The organism is Halobacteriovorax sp. CON-3 (assembly GCF_043196995.1).
GTDB lineage: Bacteria > Bdellovibrionota > Bacteriovoracia > Bacteriovoracales > Bacteriovoracaceae > Halobacteriovorax_A.
In genome coordinates, this window is sequence record NZ_JBEBNA010000001.1 from 1,401,423 (window position 1) to 1,414,524 (window position 13,102).

Annotated in this window: 9 protein-coding genes; 5 read left to right on the plus strand and 4 right to left on the minus strand. The window is 37.7% G+C overall.

The genetic code is table 11. The annotated features are described in order from the left end of the window. Window positions 1-3 precede the first annotated feature (3 nt). Together ABMA72_RS06600 and ABMA72_RS06605 are read right to left on the minus strand one after the other, a co-directional pair. Entirely contained in the window at window positions 4-5,163 is a 5,160-nt protein-coding gene (locus ABMA72_RS06600) for a fibronectin type III domain-containing protein (RefSeq protein WP_393056571.1), read from the minus strand. A 3-nt stretch (window positions 5,164-5,166) separates the two neighbouring features. After that, entirely contained in the window at window positions 5,167-7,053 is a 1,887-nt protein-coding gene (locus ABMA72_RS06605) for a hypothetical protein (protein ID WP_392857267.1), read from the minus strand. Window positions 7,054-7,362: 309 nt separating this feature from the next. Between ABMA72_RS06605 and ABMA72_RS06610 the strand changes: the two genes are divergently transcribed. The 3 genes from ABMA72_RS06610 to ABMA72_RS06620 are packed head-to-tail and all read left to right on the plus strand — an operon-like array spanning window position 7,363 to window position 9,423. Next, window positions 7,363-8,145 (plus strand): motility protein A, encoded by a 783-nt coding sequence (locus tag ABMA72_RS06610; protein WP_392857269.1) that lies wholly within the window; start codon window positions 7,363-7,365, stop codon window positions 8,143-8,145. A 2-nt stretch (window positions 8,146-8,147) separates the two neighbouring features. Next, on the plus strand, window positions 8,148-8,885 hold the full coding sequence (locus ABMA72_RS06615) for a flagellar motor protein MotB (protein ID WP_392857271.1): 738 nt from the start codon (window positions 8,148-8,150) through the stop codon (window positions 8,883-8,885). Beyond that, window positions 8,872-9,423, plus strand: coding sequence for a hypothetical protein (locus tag ABMA72_RS06620; RefSeq protein WP_392857273.1), 552 nt, complete (start codon window positions 8,872-8,874; stop codon window positions 9,421-9,423). The genes ABMA72_RS06615 and ABMA72_RS06620 overlap by 14 nt, the downstream gene beginning before the upstream one ends. Here ABMA72_RS06620 and ABMA72_RS06625 read toward each other — a convergent pair. Both ABMA72_RS06625 and ABMA72_RS06630 read right to left on the minus strand, forming a co-directional pair. Then, window positions 9,420-10,115 (minus strand): hypothetical protein, encoded by a 696-nt coding sequence (locus ABMA72_RS06625; protein WP_393056573.1) that lies wholly within the window; start codon window positions 10,113-10,115, stop codon window positions 9,420-9,422. The genes ABMA72_RS06620 and ABMA72_RS06625 overlap by 4 nt on opposite strands. Before the next feature lie 119 nt (window positions 10,116-10,234). Next, a complete protein-coding gene (locus ABMA72_RS06630; RefSeq protein ID WP_393056575.1) occupies window positions 10,235-10,408 on the minus strand; it encodes a hypothetical protein in 174 nt (57 codons plus the stop codon). Window positions 10,409-10,658: 250 nt separating this feature from the next. Here ABMA72_RS06630 and ABMA72_RS06635 point away from each other — a divergent pair, with 250 nt between their 5' ends. Together ABMA72_RS06635 and ABMA72_RS06640 are read left to right on the plus strand one after the other, a co-directional pair. Continuing rightward, complete coding sequence (locus ABMA72_RS06635; RefSeq protein ID WP_393056577.1) at window positions 10,659-11,792, plus strand: acyl-CoA dehydrogenase family protein; 1,134 nt, start codon at window positions 10,659-10,661, stop codon at window positions 11,790-11,792. Further along, window positions 11,792-13,018 carry a hypothetical protein gene (locus tag ABMA72_RS06640; protein WP_393056579.1) on the plus strand — a complete coding sequence of 409 codons (1,227 nt, stop codon included), beginning with the start codon at window positions 11,792-11,794 and terminating at the stop codon, window positions 13,016-13,018. Before ABMA72_RS06635 ends, ABMA72_RS06640 begins: the two co-directional genes overlap by 1 nt. The last annotated feature ends 84 nt before the right edge of the window (window positions 13,019-13,102 follow it).

The window sequence follows — 13,102 nt, forward strand, 5'->3', positions numbered from 1 at the left end:
ATTTTATTGATAAGACTCATCTTCGATGCGTACTACACATCTAACTGCTGAATACTCAGTTCTCATCTGTTCGTAATCGTTTCTAGCATTAAACTTTGCTGAGTAACGTCCACTACTCTTTGTATTCGATTCTCCAAAATTCAGCATATAGATAGGAGTGTCTCGAGAAAGACTCCATCTTACATAGTCAACCGCCGTTCCATCATTATCGAGAGAAGACTTTAACGCTCCACCGTTAGTACTTGAATATGTGGCATATGTATCCGTTGCAGGATCAACTGATTCAATAAAGTCATAGAAATACTCTCTTGCAGAAGGAGACATATAACGGTTACGACCAATATTAATTTCAGACATCCCATCAGAGAAAATTTGACTATCACCAACAGGGAAATTTGGAATATCCATTGTCGATGGATCAAGACTAAAGTCCGTTACAAAAGTATCAAGAGAAATCGACATATTATCTAAACTCTCTGAACACAGACTTCCTTGACACTCTAGTGGTAAGCCTAGGATAGGGTTAAAGTAGCGACCACGACGTGGATCTGTTGAGATATCCTGTGCACGATCAATTACATCCTGATCCCACTTAAGGGCCATCGTATCGTTAATTGATAGCTTCGGTGCAAAGTTATCTTGCCCAAAGTCTAAGAAGAAACCATCACCATTTCTTAAGTAACTAACACTTCCTGGGTCAATTGAATTTACAGACTCAGCAACACCAGTATTCACATTTCCGAAGATATCAAAGATAGGTGTAAAGGCACCATTTACAAGGTAATTACCACCTCTTGCACCACCTGGTTCAACAAATGAACAGCGGCCAGTATCTGTATCAGACATAACCCAAGAAATTAATGTATTAATATAGTAAGCACCATTTGGAGCCTCAACTGAGTTTGAAGCAAGACCCGCTCCAAGCATTAGCTTTTCACTATCAAAACCACAAAAGATTTGTTCTGATGAAATTTCGGCCTTATTTCCAATAATATCTTGGACACCAAAGCGAGATGTACAGGCTTGAGTCGTAAATTGCGTCCCACCGTTATCATAGAAGCTTGAACCAGTAATGAATGGTACACGACGTGGCGTCGTTACAGTCCCTTCATAATTAACTGGCATATTAATCATTAAACGATCTCCTGATCTTTGCTGATTAGTAGCCGCTCCACTAATAACATCTCTATCATAGACGTTACACGAATTATCAAAATTCACACCACTTGTTACAGGAGCATCATTTCTTGTTCCTGTCTCAACTTCTGCAACAGCTGCTTCATCAAAGTCTTTAGGATATCGACTTGCCGTAATCCCTTCTCCACGACGCATCAGCCTCTTTTCTCTTACGGGCCCAATTTGTTTAAATTCATTTGCATCATCATCATATGTTCCAATCTTTACTTCATATGAATTACAAACACGATTGGCCTGAGTTTGACTAAGCCCCGTAAGAGGAGGAAGCTTTGAATCATTCGAAGAGAAAACACGTGATAATTTTGTATTTCCACGGTAGCGAGGTGATGCATCAACATTAGTATAAGCAGGGCTAGGAGTTGCATTTATCCCAGAATCAAATAGCTTATTATTAGTAAGGATATCATTCATCGACATATCAAGAATGTCGACATCATCTACTCCATGAGCAAGTGTTGAAAGATTATTAACAGCTATCCATCTTGGCTTTAGCTTATCACCGTCAGTTGAATCCGAAACAGGAATATTAATCATACAACGTGATGGCCCAAGAGAGTTTTTATTTCTTAGGTTATTACCATCAGCTAGGGCAGCACCACCGGCTCCTCTATAGTAACCATGACTAATACGGTCTTCATAACTCTTAACTGCATTTCTTGAATAGTAAACTGCCGCAAATTCACTTTGCACATTATAAGAAGCATAGCTTCCATTTCCAGCATACGGGTTAAAGAAATTTGTCGCAATATTGGCCGGATCAGTACAATCAGTGAAGTCACCAGTAAGTCCAGGAGAGATGAAGTTTCTACGGTCAGCAGTATCTGGATCGCCACATGCAGTACTTGTAATTGCAATTGAAACAGAATCTTCACCAAAACAATCACCGACACGAAGTTGGCTACGATCAGTATAAGACTCTCCAGTATTAGGGTGATTAGCACCAGAAGTGTACCCCGGAGGGTTTCCATTAAAGCACCCCTTAAATCCAGAGCCTAGATCATTAGAACCTGTAAAATTAGGAATTGTTCCGGAGTAATTACTTCTTTCATAAGCGTAATCCCCTCTTGTGAAATTACAACCTAATTCAAAACGGTCAATTAGCATACTTGGGCCAAAGTCATAAACTGTTGAGCCTTTAATCCATGGAGATGTTAGACCTCTGGCCCCAACTCCATTCCAAGAACAAGTATATTTCTGACTAATATCTTTTGAGTGAACTTTTCCAAGTTCACGACATTGTTGGCGATTGGCCATTAGCCTATGAACAAGGGCCATATTTTCAGGAGGAAGAACAACTTTAATAATATGCTGAGGATTAGTTGTTTCTCTTTCATACTCGAGCTCAACTCCTCTAAAAACAGGAACTACTTTATAGTAGTAAACACGAGCGTGATTAAAGTCATCTCCGGCCTGAATATGCTTTACCGAGTAGTCAGTAAACATAACGGCACGATATGTTTCAAGAACTTCATTAGTACGACTTCTTTCCGTATAATCAGCTGGGTGGATTAAACCTTTATTCGTCAGAGTTTGGTAATCGAAGTCACCACTTGTAATATCTTTCCAAGTGATTTTATTATCATCAGAACGGTATACACGATATCCAATTTTATGATCTTTCTTCTGCATACCAGTCTCATAGGCATCAATGAAAGTTTGCATTGAAAGCGTTCCACTTGTAAAAGTCACATCTTTCCATGCAATACGAATAATTCCAGAGTTTGAATATTGATGAAGAGAGTTAGTTGTTACTCCATCTTTAGATCCATAAACACCACTGAATTGAGTACTACCATTTGCAACACCAAATTGATCTTCAAAACCAGATGTAGGTGAAAGTGTTGCAGGATCAACCTCAACTTCAATTGGTTGCCCACTAGCATTTAATGTTTCTAAAATATAATCTTTATTACGATCAGGTCCCGTTGGTGTAACCATACCATTTGCTTTTGGACCAATAGCAAAAATATCAACCCATTCCTCAAATTTTGGCTTAGGTACTTCAATCTTACACTCACCTAGTCCAGTGTTGATATCTGCATAAATCGGAGTTGGACCGTCAATATAAGGAAGAACACCAAATTGATAAATTTTTCCAGGAACAAGAGATGGAATTGTATACGTATAAGTTGTCGCAACAATATCATCAACTCTAGTGTAGGCCGGGTCATTTGCTAGGGCATCTGTATACTTAAATACTTTCCCATCTTTTTCCTTATAGAAAACAGCATACTTGTCATAAATACCACCAGTCGGAGCATCCCAACCAACAGTAATATAATCGGCACCTGTATTACATGCATTAATAACACCAGGAAATTGCTCTACCGTTGGAACCTTAACAATTGGTGTAATACATTTTACGATCGCATTTTCAACATCGTTTAGAGAGAAGTTATTCCCAGAAACACTAGGAACGGCCGCAAAACAATACTCTTTATCAGCAACAGTATCCCCAGCTCCAAAGAAGTTTCCTTGGATTCGCACACTTGTATACGAGCCAAATCCAGCGTAGTCTCCTGGATTGTCATCTAGTCTGATAAGTCCATCACATGAAGCTTTCCCACTTGAATTTGCAACATTAAAGTTTAGGAGTGTCGGACTCGCGTCACTTTCACCCTCATAGCAGTAAATATCAAATCCGTTTAAGAAACCTGTTTCAATAACTGGTGGATCAAAATTAATTGTAATTTCATTAAGGTTGTTGATATCTTGTGGACTCTGAATCCCTAAGATACCAGAGAATGCTGCTAGCTTTGGTATGGCACGATAGAAAACTGGCTTCCCAATAATTCTCTCACCATCACCACAAGTTAGAGTACGACAAGCAATTGCAAATGTTAGGTAGTAATCATATTCTTCTAAACTACCTACTCTTTTTGAGAACTCATCTGCATCAGCTGTACGGTAATCACCAGCTAAGTTTAATGGGTCGATAATTGAAGCATCAATTTCTTCAGGAATTCTTGCTCTTACAAGATCAACATCTTCCTCTGCTTCACCAAGTTTATAGTTATAAATTCTATAATTTTCAAATGGCCCTACTGCAGGAGTCCAAGTTAAATCGATTGAAGTTAGACCTAAGTTTTTGTCTGGAGTGGCCGCTCTAAGAGAGAGTGTATCCCAATCAAAAAGCCCACCTGAACCTAAAGTCGTAACAGAAGCAATTTTATTATTTTCTTCAAAACGATAGCCTTGTGTATCTTGATAAACTCCATAACTCTTATGAATTGATCTAACTCTGAAATAGTACTGCTTACCTGGCATTAACCCTGTAACTTGTCTCTCTCTTTCAGTTGTTCCACCAGTTGATGCCGTGATATCACCAGGCTTTAGATCTCTTTGAATTGCTGGGTGTGTATTATTGAATAAGTCAGAAATTGTTCCATCATCAGCAGCGATATAAGCGACTTCATATGCAATTGGATCATTCGGCATTGGATTATAAGTTGACCCTAAAGTCACTGCCGGTACCCATTTTACAAGGACAGTATTTTGTCCAGCAGCACCAACAAGAGGTTCGACACTTGATACCCCTGCGAAGTCGGCCGTGTAATTTGAAAATGTTCTGGCCGATAAAGTTGCATCATTCTCACTTTGACTACCAGTACTACCGTCACGTACACCAACAGAGAATGTATATTCAGTATTTACATTTAAATTACGTACCGTAAAACGATACATCCCTTCGTCATTTACAGACAAAGAGTCCGCCTTAACTTCAATAGGAATTGTCGCGTCGTTTACTTTAATAAGATATGTTAGCTCTGAAGCCGGCCCAGTAGCAGGAAAGAAGTAAACTTCAACCTTATTATTTGAAATTGGAATAACTTTAGAAATACCTGCAAATTGAAAAGTCTGCCTTCCACTCTCTGCATTTTTTGCATTTTCGAGATTAGCGTCTTCTACTTTTCCAACACAACTGGCAAGTAATAATAAACAAAGTACAATTGATAAAAATTTCATAAATTACTCAACCACCAGTGTTTGAATACTATTGTTAAATTCAGAGTATTTGTCTTCTTGGTACAGATAAGTAAGGGCACCAAAGTAATATGTTCCAGCAGGAATGAAAGGAATCGTAATTCCAAGTGCATTCTCTTCTGCCTCAAATCTTAAGTAGTCATTGTCGCCATTAACAGCATCACTGAAACTGAATGTTCCAGTAGTTGTCTTCATAAAGACAACATATCGGTCGTATACACCCTCTTCAGGTGGAGTCCATGAAATGGCCGCCGAATTATTTGAACTATCAAAGTACAGAGAGCTAATTCCAGTAAAGTCTTCATATGTAGGAGTCATAACTTGTGGAACAATACAACTCACAACTTCAGAGTCACGATTTGGCGTAACAACATCTCCAACGTAAACGAATGGTAAAAGAGCGAAGCAGTACTCTTCCGTCGAGTTAATATCGATCCCTCTAATTGAAACTTCCGTACCATTAGTAAAATCAAGAGTTGATGGATTTAATGATGTTGGATTATTTCCATCTGGAAAGTTAATAAATGTATCAATATATGGCTCTCCAGAACTTCTTCCTTTGACCTCAATTAACATTCCATCGATAACACCACTTGCTAGATCAACTGGCTCATAACTTAAGTAGATTTCATTAAGTGCCCAGTGGTAACGTGGGTTATTAACTTCTGTAATTCCAGAAAAGCTTACAAGCGGAGGGCTTGTGCGATAAACATTTGGAGAATTATAAATAATAGACTTACCTGGCGAACACAGAGAGTCTAGACACATAATAAGATATACTTCATATGAAGTATAAGGCTCTAGCTCAACAAGTTTTGACTTGCTATCTTCATATGTAACTTGCTTACAAAAGTAAGCAGTATCCGTCGTTTCCTGGCCATTACAAATATCGTCGCGACTATTCTTGTAAGTCGACCACGCCTCACCTGTTCCATTTTCTTTGTAGTAAATTCGATAATGATCAATGGCACCAATACCTGTTGCCCAACTTAAATCAAGAGAAGTTTTACCAGTACTATTACTTGGAGTCGTCACTTCAAAAGAGTCTAGGTCAACTTGAATATCACCTACACTATCACTTAGTGTCGTTGCACTTAAGTAGCTATTATTCTTTTCATAAAAGTAACTTGGATCTGAACTATACTTACTAAAACCGTGGTGAATACCTCTTACTCTTACATAGTAAGTTGTTCCAGGAAGAAGTCCGTTAACTTGTTGAGAAATCTTCTTTCCATCAACATAATTCACAATACGAGTTGGTGCTGTAAATGAAGTATCATCAAAAGCAACTGGAGTTGCTGTATCAGAATTAATTAAGACAACTTCATATTTTGAAACATCTGAGTCTTCAGGAATATAACCACCTGTACGCTCAGCTGCCGGCCACTCAATTAATAATGAGTTTTTAGAAGCTCCACCAGATAGATTTTTAATACTACCGATTCCTGTAAAGTTAGAAGTCTGATTTGAAAAAGTCGTCACAGATTTAAAGGCATCATTTACTGACTGCTGCCCCTTATCGTCTTTTGCCTGTACGTTGAAAACATATTGTTCATTGATATTTAGGCCAGTTACTGTATAGCGAAGAAATCCACGATAATCAGGAACCAGAGTTCGCCCTGGTACTGTAATTGGAGCGATAGCACCATCGTAATTGATGATATATGTTACTTTTAACGGGTCTAAATTAGACGGCGGGAAGTAAATTTCAACCTTATCGTGTGCTATTGCAAAAGCATCTTGAATCCCAGTGTAATTAATGACAGTCTCCCCATCATTAATCCCCTTTGTTAATTCAGAATTTGCATCCTCTACCTTACCAACACAGCTAAAAAGTAAAAAACAACTTAAAATCAGTAAAAATTTATTCATATCAATACCAAACATTGTGAAATTATTGCACGTAACTCATAGCGTCACATCGTTAATAATAGAATAAAAATATAACTATTTTAAGTTCTTAAAATTAAAGGAAAATTATTCCGAACAGTGATTATTGGTAAAATCATTAACTTTTCAATCTTGAGGACCGATGCCAACCATAGTTGCCTCTACATAGACGAGTAAAATGCTCTAAGTACTTTAATATACGATGGGAAAAAAGTGACCATATCGTAGAGAGTTAACCTAAGTGGTTAAAAATAGTAAAATTTTGTTATGAATATTTACAAAGGTGAATAAATGAATATTTTTTCTTTAATTGGACTAATAATATCGGCCGGTGTTCTCTTTGCAGGGCTAAGAATGTCTTCGAGCAACTTAGGCCTCTTCGTTGATGGGCCATCCCTCTTTATTGTTATAGGTGGAACTTTCGCTGCAACTTCCGTAGCTTTCCAACTAAATAAGATTGGTGCTCTCTTTAAAATTTTCCTTAAGCAATTTCTTGGTGGAAAAATGGTCAATTCGGCCGAAGTTATCAAAGAGATCATGCAAATATGTGAAGCTTACCGTTCAGGGGAAGCTGCAGAGAACCTACCAGGTAAAGCAAGCGATGAGTTCCTAAAGGAAGGACTTGAGTTAATCGCAGATGGATTCCTTCAAAAAGAAAAGATTATCGAAATTCTCGAACAACGTGCAGTTAATATGCATGCTATTCGTAGTGAAGATACAAGAAAGATTAAGACCCTTGGTAAATTCCCACCGGCATTTGGAATGATGGGAACAACAATTGGGATGATCGTACTTCTTGCCAACCTTGGTGGAGCCGATGCCATGAAAATGATTGGGCCGGCCATGGGTGTATGTCTTATTACAACACTATATGGAGTAATCATTGCCAACTTAGGGTTCATCCCAATCGCTGAGAACTTAGAAGATATCCAAATTCAAATGGAAACTAAGGACAATATCATCATCGAAGGAATTAAGCATATCCTAGACAAGTCTAACCCGGTTCTTGTGGCAGAAGAGTTAAACTCATTCCTTTTACCAACTGAAAGACTAGACTGGAAATCAGCGAGTTAATAATGGCAGTTAAGAAAAAAGCAGTAAAACAAGATAGCGGGGGCGGTGAAGGCGATTGGATGACATCATATGCAGATATGATGACCCTAATTGCATGTTTCTTCATTCTGATGATGGCCTTTGCTAATTACGATCCAGTGGGGTTTAACAAGAAAGCAAAGGACCTCTCAACTTCCTTTCAAAAGGACAAGTATAAAAGTTCAGAAACAGAATTATCAGAGCTAACAGAAGAAATATCAAAGCACCCTGAACTTGAAAAAAATAGTAAAATATCACTCGTTGATAATGAGCTAATTATTTCATTTTCAAGTAGTATCCTCTTCCCTGAAGGGAGTACTAAGTTAAGTAAGAGCAGTATTCAATCTCTTGATACAATGATTGATATTATCAGAACAAAGAACCCTAACTATCGTATTATGATTGAAGGGCATACTGACTCTGATGAAAGAAGTATTGCTCCAGGAATCGAAGGGCCGTGGCAATTAGGAGCAGTTAGAGCTGCAAAAGTTCTTTCTCGCTTTGAGTACTTTGGTTTTCCTCCAACGACACTTGCGGCCACAACAAAGGGTGACTCTGAACCTCTTATTACAAAAGAAGAGCTCGAAAAGTTAAAAGAAAAAAATAAAAAGAAAGTTTTCTTTAACCCAAATAGAAGAGTTATTATTAAAGTTGTAGAACCTAAAGATCCAAAATCTAAAATCAAATTTGGATTCGGGATATATTTTAATGACAAGAAATAAGCTTAAAGACTTTATAAAATTTATCGTTGTATTTGTCGTATTCTTAGGAGTAACGATTCCAACTTATCTTTTTCTAGTTCCTTCAGTGGCACAAGAAAGAATTAATAAGATAGATTACGACAAGTGCATCCAACAAGATAAGCAGACAGAGTATCAATCATGCCTTAGACGCGATATCACACAAATTATCTCTGTTGCAAGGCCAATTGACGTTACTACAATTGAAGAGTTTATCTATTCACTCTACGAGCGTGACTTAAAAAACAGCTCAACTAATGAAGAACAAAGTATCGCTGCTCTACTCTATCTTGAGAATATGGCTATTTACTTTAACAGTATGAGAGAAATTTCGATTGCAAGAAATAATATTACATTCCTGGATGTATTCTTTATTGGCAAGACACGAGAAGATCTTTCGAAACGCTATAAGGAATTTATGAGTACGATCGATGTCATGGACTTCAGGGCCCTACCGAGCGACATTACTTATCGAAAGGATATGGCCATGAATCTTCTTTCAAAGTTTGAGAACAATTAGAACTCCATATTATTTGAACGCCACTCATCTGACTCAACAGCACCCTTTTGGTTAGTAAGTACTCTAGCGTTCACCGGCTTATTTCCTTTAAATTGAACAACATGACGTGTAGCACTTGCTGGTGCACGCGTCTTTAGACCAGCACTATCAACTTCGGCCATCATCTTACGTCCCATACGAGTGATCGTTTCAGTACTTGCTCTGTTGTGTGCATCGAGACGTTTTTGGTATTCATTTTCGATTTGTGCAAGTTGAGTCTTGTACTCTAGCTCAGACATCTTTAAGTTCTTAAGCTTATCAATTTCAAGGTTGGCCTTGGCGAGATCAACTTTGCTTTTTGCAATAATGGCATTCAATGAATCCACGTGAGCAACTTTACTTTTTAAAGTTTCCTTTGAAATTTCTTGGATCTTCTTGTCTGCCATATATTTCATCGAATTCATCTGAAGATCTGCAATCTCTTTAGTTAAAGAAACATTCGCCTCTTTTAACTGAGCAACTTCAGATGACTTCTTATATTGTCCAACACCCATAAGAACTGCACAGAGTGCAAGTGCTACATTTGTAAGATTCAAAGAAGAGCTCCCCTTTTTGGCCTTCTTCTTATTCTTGCTAGCAACACGAACTTTCTTTGCTTTTCCGTTGCTGATGACATTTTTGTGAGTTGGTCTAAATTCTTGTAGTGTTTTCATATTCAAATTATAAAAGTTATCGGGTTAGAAACGAAGAATTTCGGTAATGAAGGTATAAAATCAGACACTTAGCTTAGAAACGACTAAGATTTCAGCGACAAAATTCTGTGGCACGACGCTTAAAATCCAGCGAAGTTCGCTGCAAATTGCTTTGCTAATGGATACAGAATTAAGTGCATGATAGTGATCACGGCCATTGAGGCAATCAAGAGCATGTAGGGAAACGAATTCGTTAACTCAACTTCTTCTACATTGGCCTTATCAGAATGGGCCAAATTGATATCGTGTCTCATTGTATTCTCCTTGCTAGCGCCTAGGAAGGGAGTTTCACCCTTTGTACTATTGTATCGCACAAATTCATTAAATAAAACCTAGTTAATGGATATACCTTCTAACATACTGTAATTACGTTTGAGAATTCAAGCAGCTCACACTGAATTTCATAAAATTTAACCATTTATGATTTATTTGGTACTGTAGGTGGATTTTATAATGAATTAAATGACTTAAAGAACTTACTTAAGAACTCAAAAGGATATAGATATGAATGAGATGCAAAAAGAGATCGTTGAAGGACTAAAGCGTTTTCGCCTTGAAAAAATCGAGCCACATATGGAGCACGATGACTTTGAAGGTAAGTTTCGCATGGAAATCTTCAATGAGCTTGGAGAGCTTGGCTTCACAGGAATGACTGTTTCAGAAGAATATGGAGGTCTAAATCTTCCTGTTCAAGATTATAGTTATGCATTAGAAGAAATTGCAAAATCTTCAGTTGCCTATGCTGTGACAATCTCAGTTTCATCAATGGTTCAATCTATCCTCGATACATTTGGGAACGAAGAACAAAAGCAAAAATACCTTCCTGAATTAACTAGTGGTCAGGCAATTGGTGCTTTCGCACTTTCTGAATCAGGCGCTGGTTCAGATGCAGCAGGACTTAAAACGACAGCAAAGAAAGTTGAAGGTGGATATATTCTAAATGGTTCAAAACTTTGGATCACTTCAGGTGGTATTGCTAAAACATATATCGTCATGGCAAGAACTGGTGGCGAAGGAGCAAAAGGTGTTTCTGCATTTATCGTAGAAGATGGAATGGAAGGATTCTCATACGGTAAAAAAGAAAGAAAGATGGGATGGAATATCTCACCTACTCGCGAACTTCTTTTTGAAAACTGCTTTGTTCCAGAGGCCAACCTTCTTCAAAAAGAAGGAGAAGGATTTAAAGTTGCAATGAGTGGCCTCGATAAAGGACGTATTGCCATTGGTTCAATCTCTGTAGGTTGTGCAACTCGTGCTCTTGATGAAGCAATTAAATACTCACTAGAGAGACAACAATTTAAGCAACCAATCTTTGACTTCCAAGGACTGCAATTCATGATGGCCGATATGGCCTGTGATGTAGAGGCCGCAAGACTACTTGTTCAAGCTGCTGCTAAGTCAATTGATGATGGAGCCTCTAATCAAAAACTTGCTTCAATGGCAAAGATGCGTGCAAGTGATACAGCAATGAAAGTAACAACAGACGCTGTTCAAATTCTTGGTGGTGTTGGTTATACAAAAGAATACCCTGTTGAAAGATTTATGAGAGATGCAAAAGTTCTTCAAATTGTAGAAGGAACAAATCAAATTCAAAAAGTTGTCATTTCTCGTCTTCTTAAGAAGGAATACGGAGCCTAATGAAAATTTCAATTAACTCCTTTATTCAAGAACAGGACAAGTCAGAGCAAGTCTCAACGGAAATTGAAAAATTTCAAACGAACCCTCGCTTTGAATTTGTAACAAAATTAAGTGAAGAATATTATCCACAACAATGTGTTGATATATTTAATAAATATAGTGACCGTCGTGACTTTATCCAAGTCGGTATTGGCGGAAGTGCACTTGGCCCAGAGATGCTTGTAAGCGCACTTAAAAAAGATATGAAACGCCGTATTTATTTCTTTAATAATATTGATCCAGATGACACGAACCAATTATTAGAAAGTATTGATTTAAAAAATTCTCTAATCTATGTGGTTTCAAAGTCTGGAGGAACGGCAGAGACTCTTGCTTCATTTGCAATCCTTGCTAATGAATTGGTTAAGAGTGGAATTAAAGAAGAAGAATTTAAGAACTACTTTGTCTTTGCAAGTGATCCTGAAACCTCTCAACTGAGAGAGCTTGGAGATGAACTTGGTATTACAACACTAGATATTCCAACAAATATTGGAGGCCGTTTTAGTGTCCTGACTCCTGTAGGCCTTCTCCCTGCCCTTTTTGCAGGGATTGATATTCACGCTCTTTGTAAGAGCGGCCTTGAATATGGCCATTCACTAAAAGAGTCACAAGAGTTTAAAGAAGTAACCAACACTTTCTTAAATCATCAAGAGCAAGGCTACGATCAAACAGTCATCATGCCTTACTCGAGTAAGATGAAAAACTTTGCATATTGGTTCGTCCAACTATGGGCCGAAAGTCTTGGTAAGAAGAAAGAAGATGGTTCACGAATTGGTCTGACTCCAATTCCTTCATATGGTGCAACTGATCAGCATTCACAAATGCAGCTATTCATGGAAGGGCCACTTAATAAAGTGATGCTACTCATCCATGTTAAAGAGTTCGAAAACGATTTTAGATTAAGTAATTCATTCAATCATCCGAAATTACAAAAACTCGGAAAGTATACTTTGAAGAACTTAATGGACTCGGAATTCTATGGAACTCAGAAAGCTTTAGAAGAACAAAAAGTTCCACATATTACTTTTGAAATAGAAAAGCTAAACGAACAAGGTTTGGCCAAGTTGATTGTATTCTTCGAGTACTTGACAGCTATCACAGGTTATTGCCTAAATATTGATCCTTTTAACCAACCTGGAGTTGAGGCCGGAAAAATATATAGCTTTGAATGGCTTGATAACCTATGAGAAATACTCGATTTAGACAGATAGAAATGTTTTCCAATCTTGATTAAAATCGGGGCGCTAGTTAAAATCTACAGGGAAAACAAT